The 25,938-nt window shown below is 41.5% G+C and carries 21 protein-coding genes, 7 tRNA genes and 1 pseudogene; 26 read left to right on the forward strand and 3 right to left on the reverse strand.

Translation table 11 applies throughout. From position 1 onward, the window contains the following. Nucleotides 1-613 precede the first annotated feature (613 nt). The 20 genes from GX348_07760 (at nucleotide 614) to GX348_07855 (ending at nucleotide 20,769) form a co-directional block, all read left to right on the forward strand. A complete protein-coding gene (locus GX348_07760; protein ID NLP42080.1) occupies nucleotides 614-1,753 on the forward strand; it encodes a PAS domain S-box protein in 1,140 nt (379 codons plus the stop codon). Between the two features lie 83 nt (nucleotides 1,754-1,836). Further along, on the forward strand, nucleotides 1,837-3,051 hold the full coding sequence (locus tag GX348_07765) for a L,D-transpeptidase family protein (protein ID NLP42081.1): 1,215 nt from the start codon (nucleotides 1,837-1,839) through the stop codon (nucleotides 3,049-3,051). A 157-nt stretch (nucleotides 3,052-3,208) separates the two neighbouring features. Continuing rightward, nucleotides 3,209-5,836 carry a DNA polymerase I gene (gene polA / locus GX348_07770; GenBank protein ID NLP42082.1) on the forward strand — a complete coding sequence of 876 codons (2,628 nt, stop codon included), beginning with the start codon at nucleotides 3,209-3,211 and terminating at the stop codon, nucleotides 5,834-5,836. 13 nt (nucleotides 5,837-5,849) lie between these two features. Continuing rightward, entirely contained in the window at nucleotides 5,850-6,674 is an 825-nt protein-coding gene (mutM, locus tag GX348_07775) for a DNA-formamidopyrimidine glycosylase (GenBank protein NLP42083.1), read from the forward strand. A gap of 19 nt (nucleotides 6,675-6,693) precedes the next feature. After that, on the forward strand, nucleotides 6,694-7,302 hold the full coding sequence (locus GX348_07780) for a dephospho-CoA kinase (GenBank protein NLP42084.1): 609 nt from the start codon (nucleotides 6,694-6,696) through the stop codon (nucleotides 7,300-7,302). Between the two features lie 29 nt (nucleotides 7,303-7,331). Continuing rightward, a complete protein-coding gene (locus GX348_07785) occupies nucleotides 7,332-7,901 on the forward strand; it encodes a lytic transglycosylase domain-containing protein (protein ID NLP42085.1) in 570 nt (189 codons plus the stop codon). Further along, complete coding sequence (locus tag GX348_07790; protein ID NLP42086.1) at nucleotides 7,901-9,541, forward strand: peptide ABC transporter substrate-binding protein; 1,641 nt, start codon at nucleotides 7,901-7,903, stop codon at nucleotides 9,539-9,541. Before GX348_07785 ends, GX348_07790 begins: the two co-directional genes overlap by 1 nt. A gap of 68 nt (nucleotides 9,542-9,609) precedes the next feature. Next, nucleotides 9,610-9,696 (forward strand) — tRNA-Leu (locus tag GX348_07795). A gap of 17 nt (nucleotides 9,697-9,713) precedes the next feature. Continuing rightward, nucleotides 9,714-9,799, forward strand: a tRNA-Leu gene (locus GX348_07800). 507 nt (nucleotides 9,800-10,306) lie between these two features. Next, a complete protein-coding gene (locus GX348_07805; protein NLP42087.1) occupies nucleotides 10,307-11,260 on the forward strand; it encodes an aspartate carbamoyltransferase catalytic subunit in 954 nt (317 codons plus the stop codon). Then, the gene (locus tag GX348_07810; GenBank protein NLP42088.1) at nucleotides 11,244-12,533 is read left to right on the forward strand and encodes a dihydroorotase; all 1,290 of its coding nucleotides are present in this window, start codon (nucleotides 11,244-11,246) and stop codon (nucleotides 12,531-12,533) included. The genes GX348_07805 and GX348_07810 overlap by 17 nt, the downstream gene beginning before the upstream one ends. Continuing rightward, on the forward strand, nucleotides 12,530-13,597 hold the full coding sequence (gene carA / locus GX348_07815; GenBank protein ID NLP42089.1) for a glutamine-hydrolyzing carbamoyl-phosphate synthase small subunit: 1,068 nt from the start codon (nucleotides 12,530-12,532) through the stop codon (nucleotides 13,595-13,597). Before GX348_07810 ends, carA begins: the two co-directional genes overlap by 4 nt. A gap of 2 nt (nucleotides 13,598-13,599) precedes the next feature. Next, on the forward strand, nucleotides 13,600-16,821 hold the full coding sequence (gene carB / locus GX348_07820) for a carbamoyl-phosphate synthase large subunit (protein NLP42090.1): 3,222 nt from the start codon (nucleotides 13,600-13,602) through the stop codon (nucleotides 16,819-16,821). Next, nucleotides 16,808-17,578 carry a dihydroorotate dehydrogenase electron transfer subunit gene (locus GX348_07825; GenBank protein NLP42091.1) on the forward strand — a complete coding sequence of 257 codons (771 nt, stop codon included), beginning with the start codon at nucleotides 16,808-16,810 and terminating at the stop codon, nucleotides 17,576-17,578. Before carB ends, GX348_07825 begins: the two co-directional genes overlap by 14 nt. After that, nucleotides 17,572-18,483, forward strand: coding sequence for a dihydroorotate dehydrogenase (locus tag GX348_07830; GenBank protein ID NLP42092.1), 912 nt, complete (start codon nucleotides 17,572-17,574; stop codon nucleotides 18,481-18,483). Before GX348_07825 ends, GX348_07830 begins: the two co-directional genes overlap by 7 nt. 15 nt (nucleotides 18,484-18,498) lie before the next feature. Continuing rightward, on the forward strand, nucleotides 18,499-19,215 hold the full coding sequence (pyrF, locus tag GX348_07835) for an orotidine-5'-phosphate decarboxylase (GenBank protein ID NLP42093.1): 717 nt from the start codon (nucleotides 18,499-18,501) through the stop codon (nucleotides 19,213-19,215). Beyond that, nucleotides 19,212-19,787 (forward strand): orotate phosphoribosyltransferase, encoded by a 576-nt coding sequence (locus tag GX348_07840; protein NLP42094.1) that lies wholly within the window; start codon nucleotides 19,212-19,214, stop codon nucleotides 19,785-19,787. The genes pyrF and GX348_07840 overlap by 4 nt, the downstream gene beginning before the upstream one ends. A 64-nt stretch (nucleotides 19,788-19,851) precedes the next feature. After that, a tRNA-Gly gene (locus GX348_07845) sits at nucleotides 19,852-19,926 on the forward strand. A gap of 3 nt (nucleotides 19,927-19,929) precedes the next feature. Next, nucleotides 19,930-20,005, forward strand: a tRNA-Trp gene (locus GX348_07850). A gap of 176 nt (nucleotides 20,006-20,181) precedes the next feature. Then, on the forward strand, nucleotides 20,182-20,769 hold the full coding sequence (locus GX348_07855) for a GNAT family N-acetyltransferase (GenBank protein NLP42095.1): 588 nt from the start codon (nucleotides 20,182-20,184) through the stop codon (nucleotides 20,767-20,769). 58 nt (nucleotides 20,770-20,827) lie between these two features. On the opposite strand, the gene GX348_07860 is transcribed toward GX348_07855, so the two are convergent. The 3 genes from GX348_07860 to GX348_07870 are packed head-to-tail and all read right to left on the reverse strand — an operon-like array spanning nucleotide 20,828 to nucleotide 23,514. Continuing rightward, a complete protein-coding gene (locus GX348_07860; GenBank protein NLP42096.1) occupies nucleotides 20,828-21,625 on the reverse strand; it encodes an ABC transporter ATP-binding protein in 798 nt (265 codons plus the stop codon). Between the two features lie 12 nt (nucleotides 21,626-21,637). Then, nucleotides 21,638-22,411, reverse strand: a complete 774-nt coding sequence (locus tag GX348_07865; GenBank protein NLP42097.1) for an ABC transporter permease — start codon at nucleotides 22,409-22,411, stop codon at nucleotides 21,638-21,640. A gap of 20 nt (nucleotides 22,412-22,431) precedes the next feature. Then, nucleotides 22,432-23,514 (reverse strand): ABC transporter substrate-binding protein, encoded by a 1,083-nt coding sequence (locus tag GX348_07870; protein NLP42098.1) that lies wholly within the window; start codon nucleotides 23,512-23,514, stop codon nucleotides 22,432-22,434. 118 nt (nucleotides 23,515-23,632) lie between these two features. Here GX348_07870 and GX348_07875 point away from each other — a divergent pair. From GX348_07875 to GX348_07900, 6 genes and pseudogenes are all read left to right on the forward strand, one after another. After that, a pseudogene (locus tag GX348_07875) lies at nucleotides 23,633-24,235 on the forward strand (hypothetical protein). A 79-nt stretch (nucleotides 24,236-24,314) separates the two neighbouring features. After that, on the forward strand, nucleotides 24,315-25,115 hold the full coding sequence (gene thiD / locus GX348_07880; GenBank protein ID NLP42099.1) for a bifunctional hydroxymethylpyrimidine kinase/phosphomethylpyrimidine kinase: 801 nt from the start codon (nucleotides 24,315-24,317) through the stop codon (nucleotides 25,113-25,115). Between the two features lie 15 nt (nucleotides 25,116-25,130). Next, nucleotides 25,131-25,496, forward strand: coding sequence for a response regulator (locus GX348_07885; protein ID NLP42100.1), 366 nt, complete (start codon nucleotides 25,131-25,133; stop codon nucleotides 25,494-25,496). A 139-nt stretch (nucleotides 25,497-25,635) separates the two neighbouring features. Beyond that, nucleotides 25,636-25,711, forward strand: a tRNA-Asp gene (locus tag GX348_07890). 7 nt (nucleotides 25,712-25,718) lie between these two features. Next, nucleotides 25,719-25,794 (forward strand) — tRNA-Phe (locus GX348_07895). Between the two features lie 5 nt (nucleotides 25,795-25,799). Then, a tRNA-Gly gene (locus GX348_07900) sits at nucleotides 25,800-25,874 on the forward strand. Nucleotides 25,875-25,938: the final 64 nt, after the last annotated feature.

Raw genomic sequence — 25,938 nt, forward strand, 5'->3', positions numbered from 1 at the left:
AAATGGAAAATGGTCAGGAGTGGCTACGGTTCCATGCGGTTGTACCGCAGGAAATTAATCCTGACTATTTTTATCAGAAATATATCGGAGATTAGTTTAAATGACCGGATCAGCCGGTCATTTTTTAGTCTACCAGAATTTATAAATTATAAATTCTGCCGACACTAGTTTATTGCCCTATTAGCTGCTTGCCTAGTGCTTGGCGTGCATATCATTTTAGCGAAGCAACTAGCGGCGTACGCTTTCACTAAAGCTCGGTACAAGCCGGATTTATAATGCATATTTGAAATTTCATTAGCATCCTAACAACCATTTACTGTAAAAATATGTAAATACAAGAAATATATGTAAAATATTGCCAAATGATAATTTGTTCTGCAAATTAACCCATAAATATTTTAAGGGATTATGTCGAACTTGGGATTTGTTTATAGCAGTTCGATAAGTAGTTGGGATTTATTGTGGGTATTTTTCGACAATTGTTCGTGTTTTTAGTAGCAACTTGTCGCTTTTTTACGAAAAGTAATTGTACTATTTTTGCAGGAAATACAAATATTTACAAGAATGTTTCTAACACGGAAATTAAACGACACACATAAAGGAGTTGGCAAATATGTACGCAGCCGGTGCTCTTAACAATAAAGTCGTATACTTGGCTAAAGATGATGATTATAATGAGTATTTTGAATCTACAACAAATGGAATTATTTGCTTAGATAGCTCACTTAGAATAAAAAACCTCAATCGTGAGGCAGAGAGAATCTGCGGAGTAGACCGATCAAAGGTCTTAGGTAAACGCGCTGATAATGTGTTTGAGCACTACGGGCACAAATTTCTGCGAATCTTTACTTTATCAGAATACGATGACATTTACACTACTAGCCTTAAAATTAATATTAAGGACCAAGTATTATATTTACATGTTGATACTCTTAAATTACTTGATTCTTCGGGCAGTGTCAGCGGTATGATTGTCATTATGCAGGATGTATCCGCGGTTCGCGCCGCAATTAAGCAGATTCAGACTACACAAATGCTTATGTCGCTTGGAGAATTGGCAGCAGGCGTAGCACACCATGTTCGCACCCCGCTTACAACAATCAGCGGTTATCTTCAGGTTATGTTGGGCCGCCTCAAGGATGATCAATATACAGTGCGACGAGATTTACTGGAAATGATGTTGGGCGAAGTTTCTTATATCAACGAAGTTGTTAAAGAATTGGTGCTCTTTGCAAAACCGCCTGTAAAAAAGACGCCTGGCGTCAACATCAATCGTTTGCTGGAGCAAGCGCTGCTTTTAACTTTTAAAGAATTGGGTGGCGAAAAGGTCGCAATCAATAAACAGTTGGCTGATTCACTTCCTTGCATTAATGCTGATGCAAATCTAATCGAACAAGCAATTGTAAACATTATGCAAAATGCAGTTGAGGCTATGCCGGACGAAGGGGTTCTTACGCTAAAAACATGGCTTAATTCTGACTTAAATATGATAGTGATTGCTATTACTGATACTGGTGCTGGTGTAGCTACAGAAATATTGCCCAGGATATTTGAACCATTTTATACTACTAAATTAGATCGCATGGGGCTGGGTTTGCCAATCGCGCACCGGATTGTTTCTGAACATGGCGGTTTTATCAATATCAGCTCTGACGACCAAGGCGGGACAAAGGTTAGTATTTATATGCCAATTATTGATGGAAGATTAAATCATCTATCTATAGTACATCAACAAATTCTTAACCTTCAATAGAATAGAATGAAGGCAGTATAGAATGCATAATCACTTGGAATCCCTCATATAGGTGTAATGTTGGAATTTACTATGAGGAAGGGATGCCGGTGTTGACTTTTCAGAGAGCAGTCTATACTGCTTTATTTTTATTGCTGCTGGTACTGCCTGTTTACGGAGAATGCGCCGATATTTCATCGCCAAGAATCATTATTAATTTACCTAGCAGGACGTTAGATTTGTACTCGGTAAATGATTTTATTAAGGAATATCCAATAGCTATTGGCAAGCCATCCACGCCTACACCAATCGGAAATTTTTCAATCATTAATAAGGAAGTTGATCCGGTGTGGATGCCGCCCAGGAAGGGGTATGTTATCCCTCCCGGACCTGATAATCCGCTTGGACACCGTTGGATGGGGTTTTTGCCGCTTTATGGCATTCATGGCACTAACGCTCCATGGGCTATTGGGTTAGCGGTATCCAACGGGTGTGTTAGGATGTATGAAGAAGATGCTCAGGAATTGTTCAACATTGTAGACTATGGAACACCGGTCAAAGTCACGTATGATAGAGCGATGGTGCGAATTGATAGAAGTGGGCAGGTATCAGTTGGTATCTATCCCGATATTTATGGATACGGAGAAGTGACTGCTGCTGAAATATATGGCAAGTTGGAGGACTGTGGTTTGGCTGGCTTTGTTAGTGAAACATTCATCGACGATCTAATCGAGCAGGAAGCTGATCAACAGATACCTGTTGCACGCATAGTAAAATTGAAGGTTAATAACAAGTATCTTAATGAATTCGCCGTACAGAGCGGCAACCAACTATATGTACCGGTTTGGGCAGTAGCGGGGGCTTTAAATCAAAATATTATATGGGATGAGGAAGTTAATATTGTTCGCTACAAAAACAGAGATGTTCAAAGTGTGGTTAAGGGCGATGTATTATACGTTTCAGCTAACGATCTTCATGTTCTATTTGGTGGCCAGCAGCTTATTAATTCCGACGATAATTGTCTTGCGATAAATATGTTGGAGGTTTTTGTAAACAATAAACTTATTACATGCGAAGTTCAAGTTCTGGACGGAGTTTTGGCTCTACCTGCAGTCCAATTAGGTCAAGCGCTTGGTCAAAAAACAGTTTGGAATGCAGATAAGAAATTATTGTTAATGAAGAACCGCTCGTTACCCTACGGCTTGATCGATAGTCAGCCATATATTAAGATAACTCAGATCAATGAATACTATAACGCCTTTGTATATTGGAATCAGCAAGAGTGTAAAATCGAGATAACCTATCCGTTTAAACAATAGAATTTTTAAAATACCTCTGCCCCTACAAGTCGGCAGAGGTTATTTTTCAGCATTGTTTACATTAAAATAGCTACTTATTTAGAAACTATAAAGGGATTTAGGGTAATATAGCAAATATTATTAGATTGATAAAAAAAAGATAGAGGGTGATGGGCTCATGTCCCATACATTTGTGATTATTGATGGCAGCAGTTTAACCCATCGGGCTTTTTACGCGCTGCCTCTATTGAGTACAGCAAGTGGTCAATATACTAATGCTGTTTATGGTTTTGCTACAATGCTTGTCAAGTTAGTTCAAGATGTAAAACCGGATTCTATTGTTGTTGCTTTTGATAAAGGCAAGATAACCTTTCGAAACTATAAGTACAGCGAATATAAAGCAAACCGAAAGGCAACTCCCAGTGAACTGGTGGAACAGTTCCCTCTGGTCAAGGAACTGCTCAAAGCCTTTGGTATTACGGTTATTGAAAAAGAAGGCTTTGAAGCCGATGATATTATCGGTACCCTAGCAAGCAAAGCAGCTGCGCAGAACTTAGACGTTATTATTGTCACTGGCGACCGTGATGCGCTCCAATTAATTGGCCCAAACACTAAGGTCATGCTCACGAAAAAAGGCATTTCGGAGATGGAGCTGTTTAATGAAAAAGCGTTTCAGACAAAGTACGGTATTTTGCCGAGACAGTTAATAGATCTCAAAGGGCTTATGGGTGACAGTTCCGATAATATTCCGGGAGTTCCCGGCATTGGTGAAAAAACTGCTACTAAGCTGATAAGTCAATTTGGCTCAATTGAAAACTTATTGAATAATGTTGATAAAGTATCAGGGAAAAAGGTTCAAGAAAATATACGCAACAATACGGATATTGCAATTTTATCCAAACAACTTGCGACCATTGTTTGCGATATGGACCTCGATTTCGCAGTTAACGACTTTTCGTTTAACCCTGTGCGTGACAGGGTTAACGAGTTTCTGCTTAAATTTGAATTTAAAAGCTTAATGGCGAGAATTGGAAATATTTTTGTCGACGAAATCAAGCCGCAAGCTGCTTTAGTAGAAAGTCAGGCGCCGGCAGCTAATATCATTACAGGCATTGAAGCGGTAGAAGATATTATTGCTGAGGCACATCAATTAAAAAAGCTGATTTTTTACCCTGTTTTGCAGGGTAAGGTGCCTGCCGTAAATTTAAAGGGTATGGCTGTTATTAGTCATGGTGATGCGGTTTATATTTCTTGTGAAAACCCTGGTTGGGACAAACTTATTGAGCTTTTGTCTGTTCCGGGCATCCAAAAAGTAACCTATGACTCAAAGGCTATTTATGCTGCTTGCAACAAAATGAGCAGAAAAGTTGCGGGGAATTTCTTCGACGTATTATTGGCCGCCTATCTTCTTGATCCTACGGCAGCAGAATATCCTCTGACGTCGTTAAATTCCGACTATACTGGGAAGTATACCAATTTTACCGAAACTAGCTTTGAATCAACTTTAGACTATGCCGCTTGGGCATGTAAATCTATTTACGAGTTATATCCAATACTTTCTAGCTTACTAATCGAAACCGAGCTTAGTAAATTGTTTTATGAGATAGAAATGCCGCTAGTAGAGGTACTGGCTGCAATCGAGAACGCTGGGATAAAAGTAGATACCCCATATCTAGATTTCATGAATATGGAGATTTCGCGGAGAATTGAGAGACTGTTAGAGGATATATATATAACTGCCGGAGAGCAGTTTAATGTAAATTCTACTAAGCAGCTAGGGGTAGTGCTGTTTGATAAATTGAAACTGCCAATAATTAAGAAAACCAAAACTGGTTATTCCACCGATGCTGAAGTACTCGAAAAACTAGCTGGTCATCATCCGATTATTGATAAGCTGTTAGAATACCGGATGCTGACTAAATTGAAATCAACTTATCTTGATGGGCTAAGACCATTAATAAATACGGAAAGTTTAAGAATTCATAGCCACTTCAATCAGACAGTGACTGCTACAGGACGGCTCAGTAGCTCGGAACCCAATCTGCAAAATATTCCAATTCGGACAGATATTGGTCGACGAATCCGGGAGTTATTTATTCCTGGAAAAGAATTTAAATATATAATGTCGGCTGATTATTCGCAGATAGAACTTAGAGTTCTGGCACATATGTCGGGTGATCCAACTCTAATTGAAGCGTTTAAAGAGAATGAAGATGTTCACACTCGGACGGCGTCTAAAGTTTTTGGTGTTCCGCTAACAGAGGTTACACCCGAAATGCGTTCGCGAGCCAAAGCAGTTAATTTTGGCATTGTATACGGCATCAGCGACTATGGGTTATCACGAGATATTGGAGTAAGCCGAAGTGAAGCCGGACAATATATCGATAGTTATTTTGAAAAATATAGCGGAGTCAAAAACTTTATAAATAATGTAGTCGCTAGCGCGCGTAAGCAAGGTTTTGTTACAACAATGTTAGGCAGACGACGCTATTTGCCTGATATTAACAGCAGTAATTTTAATAAACGCTCCTTTGCCGAGCGTACAGCGATGAATACACCGATACAAGGGACAGCAGCCGACATAATAAAAAAAGCTATGATTGATGTTTACCATGAGCTTGAAAAGGCAAAAACTAAAAGTAGAATATTACTGCAGGTTCATGATGAACTTGTTTTAGAGGTAGCTGATGATGAGGTCGAAGTTGTATCCGAGATTGTAAAACGGACCATGGAAAAGGCAATTAAGTTAGATGTGCCTTTGGTGGCTGAAATTAAGCTTGGCAAGAATTGGGCAGAAGCTAAATAAGAAGGGGATAAATATGCCGGAATTACCTGAAGTCGAAACAATCCGACGCAGTCTTGAAGGCAGAGTGGTAGGAAAGAGGGTCAGATTTGTTGATGTATTGTTGCCGCGTTTAATTAAATGGCCAACGGCGGAAAAGTTTCAAGCCATTATTACTGGTAAAAAAATTCTGTTCTTAAAAAGACGCGGCAAATATTTGCTTTTTGGCTTGGAAGACGATCTAATTATTGTCGTCCATCTCAGGATGACTGGACAATTGCTCTACTCGGATACTGATGTAGAGCTTGACAGATTCGCTAGGATTGTATTTTATTTAGAGAATGATGAGATACTTCAATATGCCGATTCTCGTACACTAGGGACTTTGTATGCCATGTCGTCAGACGAGTTATGGCGAATAGCAGGTCTTTCAAATATGGGGCCGGAGCCACTGTCTGCTGATTTTACGCTTGACTATTTGAAAAATGGGATAAAAAAGCGCAAGGGCAATATAAAAGCTTTGCTACTTAATCAGCAATTCATCGGCGGTTTGGGGAATATTTATGTAGATGAGTGTTTGGCTATTGCCGGGATACGTCCTGAGCGTTCGGCTGCGAGTATCAATCCAGAGGAGGCCGCTCGGTTATTTTGCGCCATAAACCAAGTCATTTGTGACGGAATTGAGCACGGTGGCACCACATTTCGTGACTACCGCGACGGAACCGGCCAAAGTGGAAGCCATCAATTCCATCTCTATGTTTATGGGCGAAAATCACAGCCTTGTTTAAAGTGTGGAACTCCGATAGTAAAAACAGAAGTTGCAGGCAGGGGGACGCATTATTGTCCAAATTGCCAACGATAATATATTTTTGGGGGATGCTATGCGTATTATCGGCTTAACTGGCGGAATTGCAAGCGGGAAAAGTACCGTAAGTGCCATACTCCGCAATGAAGGAGCATATATAATTGATACCGATCAAATTGCTCATGATATAACTTTACCTCAGGAACCGGCTTGGCGGGAGATAGTTGAGAAGTTTGGCAAAGAGATACTTTCAAGTGACGGTACTATTGATAGAAGAAAACTCGGCCAAATTGTATTTAATGATAAGAAAAAGCGCATCATCTTAGAGCAAATTACTCATCCAAGGATAAGAAGTAAAGTGATTCAGGAAATTGAAGAGGCGAACCTAAAGGCATACAGTGTGGTAGTACTTGATGTACCGCTGCTGTTTGAAGTTGGTTGGAATGAAATGGCGGACGAGATATGGGTGGTATATGTTGACGAGCAAACACAACTTTCCCGTCTAATAGCGCGTAATAATTTGTCGAGACAAGAGGCTATGGACAGGATTGCTGCCCAAAAGAGTTTAGCTGATAAAGTAAGGTTGGCAGATGTCGTTATTGATAATAATTGCAGCGTTGAAAGTACACAGGCTCAAGTTATAGCCGCATTGTACCAGGCTAAAACAGAGGGTCATGACAGTTAATCGGGAGTAATATTTTGGAGTGATAGATTTTGCGGAAGTTGACCCGGATGAAAGTCCTGGTATTTGGTTTACTATTTCTATTCGTTTGTGCTTATCTTGGATATAACAGTGATTGGTTTCAAAAAAAATTTCTCTATCCTTTTCCATATCAGGAGCTAGTTTCAAAATATTCAGCCAAGAACAATCTGGATCCATATCTTGTAGCAGCGGTTATTAGGACCGAAAGTAAATTTGTAAGTAAAGCTCGATCACCTAAAGGGGCCACGGGTTTAATGCAGATGATGCCGGAAACGGCTAAGTGGGTAGCCGAACAGACTGATTTTGAGGACTTTACATTGAATTACCTTGAGGATCCGGAAGTGAGTATTCGTCTTGGTACATGGTATTTAGCTTCTTTAAAGAAAGAGTTCAACAACAACGAGGTTCTGGTACTTGCTGCTTATAATGGTGGACGCGGAAACGTTAAACAGTGGATGCGTCAATATGGATGGACGATGTCATTTCGAGATATAAATCAAATACCCTATCAGGAAACCCGTGAGTATGTCGGTAAAGTTTTACGCAGTAAACAACAATATCGAGAACTTTACTCACAATAATATTGACTAGATTAGTTGTAGCGATACGGCTAAGGAGGAGCTTACAGTTGAGATTGGGTAGAATGCCGCTTCTTTTATTTGTGATGTTGTGCATTTTTGTTGCGGGATGCGGAAATACCGAAAAGATGCCAAGCCAAGCAAAGGAAATTGCGATGGGTGGTCAATTGAAATTTGGAAGCCTTTATGAACCAAATACACTTAACCCACTCTTATCAGAATTATTAACAGTGTCAGAAGTAGGAATGTTAATATTCAGCGGGTTAACTGTAATGAATGATAAAGGAGAATGGCTGCCGGATTTAGCAGCTGAGGTACCAACGCTGCAGAACGGCGGGGTGAGTCAAGATGGCCTGGTAGTTACTTACAAATTAAAACAGGGCGTTACTTGGCATGATGGTGCGCCATTTACTGCGGAGGATGTAAAATTCACCTGGCAAATGATTACCAATCCTAAAATTAACGTTTTTCAGCGAGAAGGTTATAATAAAATAGTAGCTATTGAAACCCCTGATAAATATACAGTTACAATTAGGTTCAAAGAATACTACCCACCTTATTTAACACTCTTTAATTTTGTAATGCCTAAACACATTTTAGCTAGTGTAGAAGATATAAACAAGTCTGCTTTCAACAGGGCCCCAATTGGGACTGGGCCGTTTAAACTTAAAAAATGGCACTTAGCAGAAGCCATTGTATTAGAAGCAAATCCATCTTACTTCCGAGGTAAACCAAACCTTGACAGTATTGTTTATAAGATTGTACCCGACCAGAATATCCTTTTATCGCAGCTTAAGGCAGGAGAATTAGATATTGTTAATAATATAGATTCGGCCCAACTGGACCAAGTTAAAGCTATCGATGCAATCCAAGTCTACATAACACCGAGTCTAGTCTGGGAGCATCTAGATTTCAATTTAGATAACCGGCTATTTCAAGATGTTCGTGTGCGGCAAGCAATTATGTACTCGATTGATCGTCGGAGTATAGTCAATAATATTCTGAAGGATGCAGCCATCCTGGCGAGTGAAACAACTAACCCTGCCAGGGACGTAGACCGGGCTCGTGATTTACTAATTCAAGCTGGTTGGAAACAAGGCTCAGACGGTATCTTCGCAAAAGATGGTCAGAAATTAATATTCTCTCTGACCATTACAGCAGGAAACAAAGTGCGTGAGTCCGCTGCTCAATTAATTGCAGATCAGTTGCGAGAGGTTGGAATTGGGGTTGAAGTTAGTACAGTAGACCAAGGATTATTTTTTGAAGACGTATTAAAAACCCGAAAATTCCAGACAGCCATGTATAGTTGGGTGCTTGGCGTTGAGCCTGATATTTATAGTTTATGGCATTCTAAAAGAATCCCGACAAGTTCAAACGGGTATACCGGACAAAATTATCCCGGCTGGCGCAACGCCGAGGTTGATGGCTTAGTCGAGGCTAGCACACGTACAATCGATGTAGAGAAAAGAAGGCAAATATATTATCGCGTACAAGAAATAATGGAACGAGAATGTCCTGTGGTTCCATTATATTACAGAGCAAACATTGATGCCGTAAAAAAGAATGTTGTAAATTATAAATCAAACCCTTCGTGTTCAGGCAATCTATGGAATGCCTGGGAATGGGGTTTTAGTGCCAAGTAATAAAAATTGCTTGACGGTTTTAGGGGATTATGGTAATATAATTTATGTCGCTGATCACGATAAGTAATGCGGTCGTGGCGGAATTGGCAGACGCGCTAGATTCAGGTTCTAGTGAGGGTAACTTCATGGAGGTTCAAGTCCTCTCGACCGCACCAATTTTATATCTTTATTCGCGGTTGTGGCGGAATCGGCAGACGCACCATCTTGAGGGGGTGGCGCCCACAAGGCGTGTGAGTTCAAATCTCACCAACCGCACCATTTGTAATTACAGCTCTTAGCATCAGCTAGGAGCTTATTTATTTTTTAAAAAAAGTATTTTTCTAAGAAATAAATGCATTATAACTATTAAGGCTAACAAAGGATTTTGTTGACAAATAGCTCTAATTGCTATATAGTGTATAAAAAGTTACCTTTAAGCTAGTCCCGTGAGGCTGGCAAGGAGCATTGATATACGATGGTGTATAGTTATGCCTTCTTGCGGCTTTGCGTGCGAGAAGGCTTTTTGTTTAAACTAATGTTTGACATATAGCTGGTCTGTTTGTTAGTATATATATAACAAAATGTTGTATAAATATTAATTTGTACCCTGGCTGCTAAAAGCTTAGGTGCAGACGGATAGGCAGCTAGGTCATATCTCATACAAAATCCTTTAAGTCTGATCCCGTGAGGTCGGCAAGGATGTGATTGGTACGGTTTGTGCTTGATCATGCTGTAACTCCTTGCCGCCCGGGGCAAGGAGTTATTTAATTATAGGAGGAAGAGTCTATGATGAAGAAAGCAATGAAACACAAGAAGGATATTCTTGGGCTTGAAAGCATGACGGTACATGAAATCGACACAATTCTAAAAACCGCGCGGGAAATGAAAGCAATAATCAACCGGGATATCAAGAAAGCGCCGACTCTCCGTGGAAAATCAATCGTTAATCTCTTTTTCGAACCAAGCACTCGGACAAGAACATCGTTTGAATTGGCTGGCAAGTATCTAGGAGCCGACGTCGTGAATATTAATACATCTGCGAGTAGTCTTGTTAAAGGTGAAAGTCTGCGTGACACCCTACTTACTGTTGAGGCAATGGGCGTGGATATTATTGTCATGCGGCACCAGGCAGAAGGCGCTGCAGATTACGCGGCTAAAATAGTAAACTCGGCCATTGTAAATGCTGGTGATGGGGCGCATGAGCACCCGACTCAAGGTTTACTTGATATATTTACCATTCAGCAATACAAAGAGAAAATAAAAGGCTTAAAAGTTGCAATTATCGGTGACATTATGCATAGTCGTGTAGCAAGATCGAATATCTGGGGGCTGAACAAACTCGGGGCTGAGGTGCATGTTGCCGGACCACAGACACTAATTCCCCGCGATTTCGAAAGAATGGGGGTTAAGGTTCATTATAAAATAGAAGATGCCATTGATGAGGCTGATGTTGTTAACGTCTTACGGATCCAACTGGAAAGACAGAAGACGGGTCTATTCCCGTCGGCTCGTGAGTATGCAAGAATTTTTGGCGTAAACGCTAAGCGATTGGCGTTAGCCAAGCCGGATGCGCTGTTGTTGCACCCGGGCCCTATGAATCGAGGCTTAGAGATAGCACCGGATATTGCTTACGGTACGCATTCAGCTATACAAGAACAGGTTCAAAATGGCTTAGCTGTAAGGATGGCTGTACTATTCCAAGTATTGATAGGGGGTAATCAAATTGAAACTATTGCTTAAAGGCGGCAGAGTAATCAGCCCGCTTCAGAAACTAGATGATATAGCTGATGTTTTAATTGACAGTGGCCTGATTACAGCGATAGGAAAGAATTTGTCGTCAACAGATGCAAAAGTGTATGATGCTAAGAGCTTGATAATTTCCCCAGGTTTAATTGATATGCATGTCCATTTGCGAGAACCGGGTCTCGAGGCCAAAGAAGATATTGGGTCTGGAACTAGAGCGGCAGCAGCGGGCGGTTTTACTACAATTGCCTGTATGCCGAATACTAAACCAGTAGTAGATAACTCTATGCTGGTAGCCGGGATAATTCAGAGAGCTCAAGCTGAAGGCAAAGTCAATGTAAGAGTAATCGGCGCACTAAGTAAGGGTCAGGAAGGACAAGAATTGGCCGAAATTGGTGATATGATTTTAACAGGTGCAGTAGCTATATCTGATGACGGTCATTATGTCCAAAATGCTCAACTGCTAAAAAATGCGCTAGAGTATACGAATATTTTTAATAAAGCAATAATATCACATGCTGAAGACGAAGCCTTAGCTGGAGAAGGTTTTATGCACGAAGGCGCCGTATCTGCGCGTATCGGACTCAAAGGGAGGCCCTCAGTTGCTGAAGATATTGCGGTTGCTCGTGATATCATGCTTGCCGAATATTCATGTTCGCCGATTCATATCGCCCATGTCAGCAGTAAGGGGGCTGTTGAACTGATTCGCCAAGCGAAACAGAGGGGGGTAAGGGTGACTGCAGAAGTAACGCCCCATCACATTACTCTAACCGATGAAGATGTAAGTGGTTTCAATCCGGCCTATAAGGTCAATCCGCCGCTAAGATCAGATGACCATAGAGAAGCTCTGATTGAAGGACTAAAAGATGGAACAATAGATGTTATAGCATCTGACCATGCTCCGCATGCGTATGAGGAAAAAGACCGAGAATTTAGGTTTGCGCCAAGCGGCTTTGCAGGGTTGGAGACTTCATTGGGGGTTGTACTAACTAGTCTGTATCACACTGGAAGATTTTCGATTGCGGATATTATTTATAAGATGTCTGTTGCTCCGGCCCGTATTTTGGGGATTGAGGGTGGAACACTAGAGGTTGGAAATAAAGCTGACATAACGATCATTGACCCTGACTGCGAGTGGATAGTAGATAGCTCGGTATTCTATACTAAAGGAAAACACACACCATTCGATGGCTGTAAACTAAAAGGAAAAGCGGTGGCAGCAATAGTGGGTGGACATATCGTTATGAGGAATGGAGAGGTGATTGAATGAACGGAAAATTAATTCTTGAAGACGGCAGTGAATTCCATGGGCAATTAATATCTAACTCTCTAGCTGTGGGTGAAGTTGTTTTTAATACTGGTATGACTGGTTATCAAGAGGTCCTGACCGATCCGTCGTACTGCGGTCACATTGTGACGATGACATATCCTCTTATTGGCAACTATGGGGTTGCTGCAATGTTTAATCAATCAAGGAACTCATATGTAAAAGGGTTCGTTATTAGTGAGCTTTGTGAAAAACCAACAAATTGGCAATTGGAAGACACGCTTGAGGCTTACCTGAAAGCACAGAATATTCCTTGCATCTATGGCGTAGATACCAGGGCAGTGACTCGGCGTATTCGGTCTAACGGAGCAATGAAAGGCGTTATAGTTCCAGCCTATACTGACGCTAAGAAAATTGAGAGCTTAATTACCGGATATATTGCCAGTGATGTAGTTAAACAAGTAAGTACCTCAGAAACCTATCATATACCTGGGATTGGGCCGAGGGTAGTTGTAATGGACTTTGGGATTAAAAGAAATATCCTAAACTCGCTGAGTAAGCAAGGCTTTGATTTAATTGTTGTTCCCTGCAATACTAGTGCCGCTGCAATTGAAAAGCTAAACCCGGATGGCGTGTTTCTGTCTAATGGTCCGGGAGACCCTAAGGATGTCCCAGAAATTTTGACCACAGTAAAACAGTTAATTGGTAGAAAACCTATATTCGGCATCTGCTTAGGTCATCAATTATTAGCCTTGGCTCTTGGCGGTGATACCTATAAATTAAAGTTTGGTCATCGTGGCTCTAACCAGCCAGTTAAAAATCTTGTGACGGGGCGGGTTCATATCACTTCGCAAAATCATGGCTATGCGGTAAGCGAAGACTCACTAAACACCGCTGAAATTAGTATCACTCATCGGGCGGTAAATGATGGAACTGTCGAAGGCATGCGTCATAAAGTACTACCAATATTTTCAGTTCAGTATCATCCCGAAGCGGCGCCTGGTCCGGACGATAACGTCTATCTATTTGAAGAGTTTATGACCATGATGAAGAATAAGGGGGAGTAGCTGTGCCGAAAAAAGAATATTTGCGTAAGGTAATGGTTATTGGCTCAGGACCTATCGTTATCGGCCAGGCTGCAGAGTTTGACTATGCCGGTACGCAAGCTTGCCGTGCACTTAAGGACGAAGGGCTTGAGGTAGTTTTGGTCAACAGTAATCCGGCAACTATCATGACTGATGCTAACGTAGCAGATCGTGTATATATAGAACCATTGACTCCGGAATTTTTGGAAGAAGTAATCGCCAAGGAACGCCCGGACGGATTGCTAGCGACGATGGGAGGACAAGCAGGTTTAAATTTAGCCGTGGAAATAGCTGAACGCGGCATCTTAGATAAATATAATGTTGAGTTACTAGGGACTTCGTTAGAAGCTATAAAGAAATCTGAAGATCGTGAGCTGTTTAAGGAAACAATGAAGGAAATTGGGGAGCCTATCCCGGAGAGTACGATTGTTGAAGATGTCGAGAGTGCAATCAAATTTGCACATGAAATCGGCTATCCCCTTATAGTTCGGCCAGCTTATACGTTAGGCGGAACTGGTGGTGGTATTGTAAATGATGAGGCGGAGTTAATAAGTGTTGTAACGCGCGGCTTAAAATATAGTTTGATTGGGCAGGTTTTAATTGAACGTAGTGTCGCCGGCTGGAAAGAAATTGAGTATGAGGTTATGCGCGATGCTAACGACAACTGTATCACTGTTTGTAACATGGAAAATTTCGACCCGGTCGGAATACACACTGGCGACAGTATTGTTGTAGCCCCTTCTCAAACACTTACTGATTATGAATATCAGATGCTCCGCAGCGCATCGCTACGTATTATCAGAGCGCTAGGTATAGAAGGCGGCTGTAATGCGCAGTATGCGCTTGATCCTAAAAGTAACAGTTACTACGTGATTGAAGTAAATCCAAGGGTAAGCCGTTCAAGCGCGCTGGCGTCAAAGGCCACAGGCTACCCTATTGCCAAAGTAGCGACTAAGATTGCAATTGGATATCATCTCGATGAGATAACAAATGCCGTTACCGGAAAAACAATGGCGTGCTTTGAACCCGCTCTGGATTATCTGGTAGTCAAGTTTCCTCGCTGGCCGTTTGATAAATTTGTCTTAGCTGATAAAATACTTGGTACCCAAATGAAAGCTACCGGCGAAGTAATGTCAATTGAACGCACCTTTGAGGGGGCTTTACTAAAAGCTGTGCGGTCACTGGAAATTGGCTTAAATCACTTGTATATCGAAGAACTTGCGAAGCAAACTACCGAAGAAATACATGAAAGTTTGAAACTTGCAGATGACGAACGGTTATTTGTTATAGCAGAGGCGCTTCGGCGGGGAATAAGTGTTGAAGATATCCACGAAATCACCAAGATTGACCTATTTTTCTTGAACAAAATCCTAAACATTATAAAAATTGAACAGAGCTTAGCGGTCCAGGATTTGGATGTTGAGCTTTTAAGGACAGCAAAGAGGTTTGGTTTCACAGACAAGACGATAGCAGGCTTTAGCGGTAAGCCGGCTGACGAGATAAGGGTTTTGCGAACTAACAACAAAATTATACCTTCATACAAAATGGTAGATACCTGTGCTGCTGAATTTGAAGCACTTACACCTTACTTTTACTCGACATATGCGCAGGAGGACGAGGTTGAAGTAACTGACCGTCGTAAAGTGCTTGTGCTTGGGTCGGGGCCAATCAGAATCGGTCAAGGAATCGAGTTCGATTATTGCTCGGTGCATTCGGTTTGGGCATTAAAAGATTTAGGTTTCGAGTCGATAATTATCAACAATAATCCAGAAACCGTCAGCACTGATTTTGACACTTCGGACAGATTATATTTTGAACCGCTTACGATTGAAGATGTTTTAAATGTAATTGATAAGGAGCAGCCAGAAGGGGTTATTGTTCAGTTTGGCGGACAAACTGCTATAAATCTAGCCGGGCCTTTGGCAAAAGCAGGGGTTAAAATTATGGGTACCAGTGTCGAGAGTATTGATGATGCCGAAGACAGGGAGAAATTTGATCAACTTCTAGAAGAATTGGGTATTCCAAGACCGAAAGGAACTACTGTTACCAGCGCTGATGCAGCTGTAGTTGAAGCTGAAAAAATTGGCTATCCGGTAGTGGTAAGACCGTCATATGTTCTAGGTGGCAGGGCAATGGAAATAGTCTATAACGAAACTGAGTTAAAGGACTATATGCAGCGCGCTGTAAAAGCTTCGCCTGAGCATCCGGTACTGGTTGACCGTTATATGCAAGGTACGGAGGTTGAGGTAGATGCTATAGCTGACGGCAAAGATGTCGTAATCCCCGGTATTATGGAGCATATAGAAAGGGCGGGGGTTCATTCCGGCGATAGTATTGCTGTTTATCCTCCTCAGTCGCTTTCCAGAGTAGTTGTCGACACCATTGTTGATTATACTAAACGTCTGGCGTTAGGGCTTAATGTAAAGGGGCTTGTCAATATTCAGTACGTGGTAGTTAATGAAGCAGTTTATGTTATTGAAGTAAATCCTCGTTCCAGCCGGACAGTACCTTTCCTTAGCAAAGTTACTAATATCCCAATGGTTAACATAGCAACAAAAGTTTCTATGGGCGAAACGCTTAATGCGTTAGGCTATAAGCCTGGTCTTGTTCCATCAAAACCGTATATAGCTGTTAAAGCACCGGTGTTCTCTTTCGCCAAGATGCAGCAAGTAGATATATCGCTAGGGCCGGAAATGAAATCAACCGGTGAGGTCATGGGGATAGACTACCATTATGATAGAGCGCTTTATAAGGCTATTATAGCTTCAGGCATAAGTATACCTTCCGATGGTACCGTCTTGGTTACTGTTGCAGACAAAGATAAGGCCGAAGCGGCTGTATTGGCAAAACAATTCAAAGAACTTGGTTTTAAGATTGTCGCTACCGCCGGCACAGCCAATTATCTAAGTAAGCTAGGTCTAGAGGTCGAGAAGGTTGAGAAAGTCGATGATAATAAAAATGATATTATCAAGTTGATAAAGACCGGTCGAATCAATATGGTTATTAATACTTTGACGATGGGCCGGGAACCGCAGCGGGACGGCTATAAGATTCGCCGGGCTACCGTCGAGCACGCAATTCCCTGTCTGACATCTATGGATACTGCTCAAGCGGTTTGCAATGTGCTATCATTTATCCGTAAACGTCGCCTTGTTTATACACTCGCAATCCAGGATTATGTTGGCGGGGGGGATGAGCTTGCCTAAAACCTTGGAAAATACAGCAGTTATCTCTAATATGGAAGTAAGTCCAAATATAAGGAAACTTATTCTTTATGCGCCCAATATTGTATCGCAGGCTAGACCAGGTCAATTTGTGCATCTTAAGGTATCAGCGAGTAGTGACCCGCTTTTGCGGAGACCCTTTAGTATCGGATCTGTAAGCCTAAAAGACAATGCTCTAACCATTTTTTATAGGATAGTAGGGCGTGGGACTGAAATGATGGCTCAGTTAAAAGAAAACGATGTTGTGAATTGTTTGGGGCCGCTAGGGAGGGGTTTCGAATTAAATGGAAAACGCCCGCTCCTTATTGGGGGCGGTATGGGTATAGCACCACTATTGTTTCTGGCTGAGAGGTTGTATCCCCGCCCAAGTCAAGTGCTGATAGGCGGGCGGACTGAAACTGAGCTTTTTTGGCGGAGGTTCTTTACGGCAAGTTGTGAGCGGATTGTTCTAACAACTGATGATGGTTCTATAGGGATGCGCGGGACTACGATTGATGCTTTGCCAGAATTATTGGCCGAAAAATTTGATATGGTGTATGCATGTGGCCCTAAGCTTATGCTTAAAGGGGTAGTAGATAAAGTTCGAGACGCCGGCATACCTTGCCAAGTATCTCTTGAAGAGCACATGGCCTGTGGGCTAGGAGCATGTCTATCATGCACTTGCCAAGCAACTGACGGAACGCGCAAAAAGATATGTGCTGATGGTCCGGTGTTTTGGGCAAAGGAGGTAGTATGGTAAATATCGGAGTTAGTATCGCAGGTATACAAATGAAGACACCGGTAATGACTGGCTCAGGCACCTTCGGGTTTGGTTTGGAATTTGCAGATCTGCTGGATTTAAACAAAGTTGGGGCTATTGTTGTAAAGGGAACTACTTTATTACCCTGTACTGGTAATAAAGGTACTAGAATAGCTGAAACTCCGGCAGGTATGTTGAATTCAATTGGCCTAGAGAATCCGGGTATTGATAATTTTATCAGCGCAATATTACCTAAGTTGGCCGCCTATGATACACCTGTAATTGTTAATATTGCCGGGAAAACTGTTGAGGAATATGGTGAATTGGCCTCAAGACTTAACGTTCCTAAGTTATCCGGTCTTGAGGTGAATATATCCTGCCCTAATGTAAAACAAGGCGGAATAGCTTTCGGTACCAATCCGCATACTGCGGCAGCTGTGATAAGCCAAGTTAAAAGGTATAGCAGACTTCCGGTCATAGCTAAGTTGTCTCCCAATGTAACAGATATCGTTGAAATGGCCAAGGCTGTTGAATCTGCGGGAGCTGATGCCATCTCTTTAATTAATACACTAATGGGAATGGCTATTGATATTAAGACTTGGCGGCCGATCCTTGGTAACGTAGTAGGTGGCTTATCTGGTCCTGCTGTCAAGCCGGTTGCTCTGAGGATGGTTTGGCAAGTGGCATCGGCTGTAAAGGTTCCGGTTATTGGAATGGGTGGCATTATGTCGGCAGAGGATGCAATCGAATTCCTGCTAGCAGGTGCAAGCGCAGTTTCGGTGGGAACGGCGAATTTCATTAATCCACGTGCTGCAGTTGAAATAGCGGACGGGATTGAGCAATATCTAAGTGAAAATAGCATTGACAATATAACAGATATTGTTGGAAAGTTAAAGACGGAATAGTATGGAGGTGACTATGTGGCAGATAATCGTTTGATAATAGCCTTGGATTATTCAGAAATAAGTCAAGTAAAAAAACTTATTGTTCAGTTAGATGATAGTATCAGTTATTATAAAGTTGGTATGGAGTTGTTTTATAGTACCGGCGGCCAAATAATAAGTTTTTTGCGTGAAAGAAATAAGAATGTATTCTTAGATTTAAAGTTGTACGATATACCAAATACAGTCGCCAAAAGCGCTGCCGCGCTCACCCGATTAGGCGTATCAATGCTTAATGTACATGCCTCTGGCGGCGCAATCATGATGAAAGTCGCTGCAGAAGCCGTTGGCGAAGAAGCCTATAAGCGGGGACTAGCCCGTCCGAAACTAATTGCTGTAACAGTATTGACTAGTTTTAGCGAGCAGGAGTGGGCATCCTTAAACTCCAAGTTTAGTATCGACGACCAGGTCATATACTTAGCTAAAATAGCTAAACAATCCGGTATAGATGGTGTTGTAGCATCGCCGCGAGAGGCTGCTGCTATAAGTGCGGGATTAGGTAAGGAATTTCTTATAGTTACACCGGGCATTAGGCCGGAGGGCTCATCCGTGAACGATCAAAATCGTATCTCAACACCTAAACAAGCTTTGATGTCAGGCGCTACGCATTTAGTCGTAGGGCGCCCTGTTACTGCGTCGGAGGATCCGCGTGCCGCAGTAGAAAGTATTTTGACAGAAATGAGGGCGATATCATGACTGAATCTGATGTAAGACAATTATTGTTGGCGACTGGTGCTATCCTGGAAGGCCATTTTTTATTGACTTCCGGTTTGCATAGCCCCTTATATGTAGAAAAATTTCAAGTGCTACAGTATCCCGAGTATACCGCCCAGCTTTGTGGGGCTCTGGCAGCAAAATTTGCCAATGATAATGTGGAATTAGTGGTAGGGCCTGTAACTGGAGGTATTTTGCTTGCCCATGAAGTGGGTAAAAGCTTAGGGACACGGGCAATTTTTACCGAACGCGAAAATGGTAAAATGACATTGAGAAGAGGTTTTGTAATTAAGCCAGGCGAACGTGTGCTGGTTGTAGAGGATATCGTAACAACCGGAGGTTCTGTTAAGGAAGTCATCGATGTTGTAATTGAACATGGAGGCATCCCAGTTGGTGTTGGGATTCTAGTTGATAGAAGCGGCGGAAAGGCTGATTTTGGAGTGCCGGCTAAAGCGTTGCTTCATTTAAAAGTAGATACCTACTCCCAAGAAAATTGCCCCCTTTGTTCTCAAGGCATTCCCGTAACTAAGCGCGGCAGCCGAAACATAAAATAATGCTTGAAAAAAATTAAATCATCTGATAAAATAGTATCCTGCAAGGGGGTTGTCTTCTTGCTGTGCGGAAGTAGCTCAGTGGTAGAGCCTCGCCTTGCCAAGGCGAGGGTCGCGAGTTCGAATCTCGTTTTCCGCTCCAAACAGGGGTATAGCTCAATTGGTAGAGTAGCGGTCTCCAAAACCGTTGGTTGTGGGTTCAAGTCCTACTGCCCCTGCCATTAAATTAGTTGGTAGATTTGCTAATAGCTCTCACGATGTGGGAGCTATTTTGGTATTCAATAAAATTATAAAATATGTTCGTTATATCGGTGTTTGTTCTGCATAATCGAAGCCAAATTCGGGATTTTTTAGCTATCTGGGCATAATATATAAAGAAATCACATTAGGAGGCAACATGGAAGTCTTATATCGCACAGCGCGCGCTGAAGAATGTGTAGTTTTAGCAGAAGGAATAAATAAAACAGCTGGCGGGATTTTAGATTTTTTATATCATGACTTATTACCTGGCCAAAGTACTGTTGAACTAGTTGCTGGATTCTTGGCTGAGGGTGGAAGATATGATTCCTATAGCAGCATAACTGTCGCTGAGCATGACAATCAAGTTATAGGCCTTGTAAGTTCTTATCCAGCTAATTTCCATTGTATTGACCCTGAAATGGAGGCATTTTTTCCTAAGGAACGTCTTGATGCAGTAAGGGACTTTTTTTGTACGCGGGTAGAAGATAGTTACTACCTTAGTGCAGTCTATGTTGATGAAGATTTTCGCGGTTTTGGGATAGGCACTGAGCTCATTACAATTACCAAGAAAAAAGCCAAAGCGCTTGGCTATAATGTGCTTAGTTTACTGGTTATGGCAGATAACGAAACGGCGTTGAAGGTTTACGCTAAGAATGGTTTTAAAAAAGTTAAACACGTTGAACTTAACCCAAACGAGTTTATACCTCATGTAGGAGGGGTTTATTTATTAGCGTGCGAAATTTAAAGGAAAGTTTTTAAAGAATGAACATGGCAAATTTAATGGCCATGTTCATTCTTTATTTTTATAGATTTAATTCGTTTTCTTTACCTTTAATAACTTCTTCTCTCAGACTAAGCCAGATTTTTTTATATAGCTCATTATAGTGTATGGTGGTGCGTATGCTAGCTATTTCGCGGGGGCGGGGCAGATCGATATCAATAATCATTTTAACCGTACCTGGATGCGCGGTCATAATCATAACTCGATCACTCAAGCAGAGTGCCTCATCGATACTATGAGTAATAAAGACTGTTGTTTTTTTCGTCATTTCCCAGATTCGTAGCAGTTCCTGCTGAAGGAGGATACGGTTCTGTTCGTCTAGCGCCCCAAATGGCTCATCCATTAACAAGATTTCCGGATCGTTAGCAAAGGCGCGAGCTACGCTAACCCTTTGTTTCATACCACCAGAAAGCTGACAAGGATATGAGTTGGCAAATTTGCTTAGACCAATCATCTCTATGTAATGATCGGCGATTTCATTACGAGTTTTTTTAGGGATATTTCGCATTCGAAGACCGAACGCAACATTATCACGAACAGTCATCCAGGGGAGGACGGACTGCTCTTGGAATACCATTGAATTAACCGGTCTGTCAGTATTTGTTGATTTAATCGATATTTGACCGTTGGATGCATCCTCTAAACCTGCAAGGATGCGCAGCAATGTTGTTTTGCCGCAACCGCTTGGGCCTACAATGCAGAAAAATTCGCCGTCACCGATAGAGAGATTTATGTCGTGAAGCGCAGTTACCTGGCCACTAGGGGTCGAGAAGTGTTTATTCACGTTGGTGATAGTTATACTGTCATTTTCATATGCCAATTTATGCACCTCCTAGCGGCATTGTTGTTTCCAAGGGAGTGCCCAATTCTCGATAGCGTCAAGCAGCAAGGAGAAAATATAACCCAACACGGATAGCATTATTAAGGCGACAAACATTTGCTCAATATCGAACATATCGTAAGCTCTCCATATCATCCAACCAACACCGGCTTTGGCGGCAGAAAGTTCCGCGGCTACGATTAGTATTAACGCCATGCCCATACCTAGCTTTAATCCAGCAAAAATCATTGGCAGTGCGCCGGGTAAAGCAATGGTTAGGTAGAAGTTTTTACGGCTCGCTCCGAAATTTTTAGCTACATCGAGATAAATTTTATCGATACTTAACACTCCTGCCATTGTGTTTATAACTACTAAGTAAAATACACCAATAGCAATTGTAAATATTTTAGATGTTTCTCCAAGGCCAAAGATCAGCAAGATTAACGGCATTAGCGCCAATTTTGGAATTGGATAAGTTGCAGCGATCATTGGTTCAATCGCTGAGCGCACTAATGGAGATAAACCCATACTGATTCCAAGTATAACGCCAGGCACAGCCCCTACTAAAAAGCCCCAAATAACCCTTTGCACACTAACGAAAGTGTTATACAGTAGTTCGCCTGATAACAACAATGGGAAAAATGATTGAATAATAAGTGAAGGGCTCGAAAGCAGTCGAACGTCGATAATGCTCATTTTGGCTAAAATTTCCCAGATTAATAGTAGAGTCAATGGTGACAGGATTGATAAAATTTTGATTAAAAAATTATTGGTTGATTTAAACATGCGCTTGCCTCCTGGATTAATTATTGATACTTGCCTAGGGTTTTAAGCGCAAAATCGACGTATTGGTTATCTACCACATCGTTTAATGAAAGATTAGACTTTAGCAGATTATTTTCTTTATACCAAGCCAAATCCATTTCGATTCCCTTCATTCTTACATAACCATCTGGATTTAGGCCAGTCGGAAACATTTTTTCATATAAACCGGGGTCTTTTGTAACTGATAACTTGCACAAAATATCTATTATCTCTTTTTTGTTTTTGTTTTTAAAGAACGCATCGTTATAATCACGCAGGGATTTTACATAGGCAGTCATAAATCTATTAGCTACTTCGGGGTTCTTAGTCATACTTGTTCCAAATACTAGTAATGCGGTTTGCGCATCGGGATCGTACTCGGCTGGATCTTTCCAAGGATCAGCAACGCCTTTCTCGATCCCAAAAGTAACAAAAGGCTCTATTACCATAGCAGCATCAATGCTCTTGTTGCCAAGAGAGACAAGCATGTCAGGAAATGCACGGATAACTTGTACATCAACATCTTTTATAGTTAAGCCGCCTTTTTCAAGGACTCTTACTAATGCGATCTCATCAAGTGAAGCCGTTCCTACAATGGCAATTCTTTTTCCTTGTAGATCTTTATAATCTTTAATTGTCTCAGCCAAATCTTGTCTTACAACTAACCTGTAATAGCCTTTGCCGGCTACGTTTATACCTTTGTCAGCAACAATTTTGACAGGTATGTCACGAGACATAGCATTAAATAGTCCGGAAGCAGTTACTGTAGCGCCAACGTCAAGCTGACCTGCAGCCAGTTGGTTTATCATTTCTTGTCCAGAATTAAACTGAATTGGCTCAATTTTAATTCCGAGGTCCTTATAATAACCTTTTGCCATACCGATTAAAATGCCGGCATCAGAAATAACTTGTTTCATGCCTACATTAACAACAACTTCGTGTGGAAGCGGAGTCAAATTAAACGCCCAGGCTGGTCCTTTCTGCGGCGCTGTTGACTGTGTAGTAGGCCCTTGGCCGCAGGCCGAAACTAAAAATATCACGACCATTAACACTGCAATTTTAGCCCATAAATAGCTCCTCTTCATGTTATCCCTCCTCAAGCTTTTTGAAACTATTGCAGTATATTCGTCTTATCTATAATTGGTTACTTAGCTTGAAGGTTTTTATGACTGAACAAAGAATATCTTATATGGGAGTGACACTATGGAAAAGATTATTGAAGAGTTAGCAGCATGGACTTTTATAGATGAATTGAAGCATGAACTATACGGATTCATACTTGAAAAACAGTTCGAAGAAACAGATAATAAATATCTGATTTTTAGATACCATAATGAAGAAAACAAAAGAAACTTTTCAGTTTTATATGATGGGGCGACCAAAGAATTTATTGCCCGAGTCATTATTGGCTTGACGGAGTTTTGTGATATAAGATTTATCGTTAGCAGTCGAGATGTTCTTGAAAAGGTGTTAAAAGAAAAACTTGAAAGCACATTGAAGGATTTAGCTTACTTTAATATTAATAATATAGATTGTATTGTGCGGGAAAAGAAAATTATTGAATGGCCTTTTGCCCAGCAGCTGCCTGACAAAATCGGGAAGTTTACGTTGTTTATCGCCCCAAACGAACCCGTTAAGGTTATTAATGGGTCATATATTTTAGTGGATTATTGTGATTTTGTTTCAGAAAGTAATTTAATTATCTATTATAATATTTTCCGCGACGAATTTTTTGGTGAAGTTAAGGTGAAACGTACGCCTCGAATGATTGCGGATTTTGACTCAAAAACACTAGATGAACTTGAAGGAAAACTTAAAGAAAAGCTGGTACAAACACTAGAGTGTATAACAGTGTATGATCCTAACTAGTTTGGAGGTTAATAAATTGAAAACTGCTTTAACTATTGCCGGCTCTGATTCAAGTGGTGGGGCTGGAATTCAGGCTGATCTTAAAACATTTTCCGCTTGCGGCGTTTTCGGGATGAGTGCAATTACTGCAATAACGGCGCAAAATACTTGTGGAGTTACAAATATACGGGAACTTGACGCTGAAATAATCCGCGATCAGATTAATGCTGTATATGATGATATTACTGTTGATGCAGTGAAAATTGGTATGTTGGCTAGCCCGGATATTATAGAAGCAGTAGCTGAATCATTACAGCGCAATGCTGCTAAAAATATAGTACTAGACACAGTAATGATTTCAAAAAGCGGCAGCCATCTTCTTAAACCAGAAGCGGTTGATGTGCTCAAGAAGGTTCTACTGCCGATGTCGCTAGTAGTGACGCCTAATTTGTATGAGGCTTCCGAAATTGTAGGTTTCTCGGTAGAAGACCAGAATGATATGAAAAGAGCGGCTGAAGCCATAAAAAATATGGGGGCTCAATATGTTGTAGTAAAAGGCGGTCACTTAGTAGGCAACGCCTGCGATTTGTTGTATGACGGACAAGAGTTTATTGTCTTTGCCAACGAACGTATTGATACTATTCACACGCATGGCACTGGATGCACATTTTCTTCAGCTATTGCCGCTGGTTTGGCCAAAGGTTTGTCTATAAACGATGCGGTCGCGGCCGCAAAAAAATTCATAACTATGGCAATTACACATGGCTTCAGACTTGGCCAAGGCGTTGGACCAACACATCATTTTTATGAGCTATATATAAAAGCGGGATTATGTTGAAGGGAGTCCTAGCCGGTGGCACGAATACTCGTTTGTGATGATTCTGCTTTTATGCGGATGATGTTAAAGAGAATATTAATTGAAAATGGTCATGAAGTTATTGCTGAGGCAGGTGACGGCAGGCAAGCTGTCCAACTCTTCCGGCAATTTAAGCCTGACTTAATTACAATGGACATAACAATGCCAAAAATGGACGGTATTGAGGCTGTTAAGATTATTCACGAGGAGAATCCCTTGGTTCGTATAATTATGGTAACTGCTATCGGGCAGCGTGCGGTGATTACTGAGGCATTAAAAGCAGGGGCTTCAGACTTTATCGTTAAACCTTTTGATGCGAGCCAAGTAATGGAGACTATTGACAAGATTATTAACAATAATTAATTGACAAAAGCTATTGACAATAAATCACTATATGTTATAATTAACAACGTCGTTAAGCAAAATTGGTAATAATTAAAACTTTAAGAGCCTTGACATATGTCGTAATATCTAATAAAATAGATTATGCGATTTATGATTCGGCCCGGTGGTGTAGTGGTTAACATGCCGCCCTGTCACGGCGGAGATCGAGGGTTCAAGTCCCTTCCGGGTCGCCATTTATTTGCCTCGGTAGCTCAGTCGGTAGAGCAGAGGACTGAAAATCCTCGTGTCGGCAGTTCGATTCTGCCCTGAGGCACCACATATGCGGAAGTAGCTCAGTGGTAGAGCATCGCCTTGCCAAGGCGAGGGTCGCGAGTTCGAATCTCGTTTTCCGCTCCATTATACGGCGGCATAGCCAAGTGGTAAGGCAGAGGTCTGCAAAACCTTTATTCCCCAGTTCAAA

Source organism: Veillonellaceae bacterium (genome assembly GCA_012523975.1).
Taxonomy (GTDB): domain Bacteria; phylum Bacillota; class Negativicutes; order JAAYSF01; family JAAYSF01; genus JAAYSF01.

Bases quoted from the DNA above. Each gene is read 5' to 3' on its own strand.
- GX348_07825 (NLP42091.1), top strand. From the start codon at position 16,808: ATGAGCTTGCCTAAAACCTTGGAAAATACAGCAGTTATCTCTAATATG.
- GX348_07870 (NLP42098.1), bottom strand. From the start codon at position 23,514: ATGAAGAGGAGCTATTTATGGGCTAAAATTGCAGTGTTAATGGTCGTG.
- GX348_07765 (NLP42081.1), top strand. From the start codon at position 1,837: ATGCCGGTGTTGACTTTTCAGAGAGCAGTCTATACTGCTTTATTTTTA.
- GX348_07830 (NLP42092.1), top strand. From the start codon at position 17,572: ATGGTAAATATCGGAGTTAGTATCGCAGGTATACAAATGAAGACACCG.
- GX348_07780 (NLP42084.1), top strand. From the start codon at position 6,694: ATGCGTATTATCGGCTTAACTGGCGGAATTGCAAGCGGGAAAAGTACC.
- GX348_07865 (NLP42097.1), bottom strand. From the start codon at position 22,411: ATGTTTAAATCAACCAATAATTTTTTAATCAAAATTTTATCAATCCTG.
- carA (NLP42089.1), top strand. From the start codon at position 12,530: ATGAACGGAAAATTAATTCTTGAAGACGGCAGTGAATTCCATGGGCAA.
- GX348_07855 (NLP42095.1), top strand. From the start codon at position 20,182: ATGGAAGTCTTATATCGCACAGCGCGCGCTGAAGAATGTGTAGTTTTA.
- GX348_07840 (NLP42094.1), top strand. From the start codon at position 19,212: ATGACTGAATCTGATGTAAGACAATTATTGTTGGCGACTGGTGCTATC.
- mutM (NLP42083.1), top strand. From the start codon at position 5,850: ATGCCGGAATTACCTGAAGTCGAAACAATCCGACGCAGTCTTGAAGGC.
- GX348_07805 (NLP42087.1), top strand. From the start codon at position 10,307: ATGATGAAGAAAGCAATGAAACACAAGAAGGATATTCTTGGGCTTGAA.
- GX348_07760 (NLP42080.1), top strand. From the start codon at position 614: ATGTACGCAGCCGGTGCTCTTAACAATAAAGTCGTATACTTGGCTAAA.
- polA (NLP42082.1), top strand. From the start codon at position 3,209: ATGTCCCATACATTTGTGATTATTGATGGCAGCAGTTTAACCCATCGG.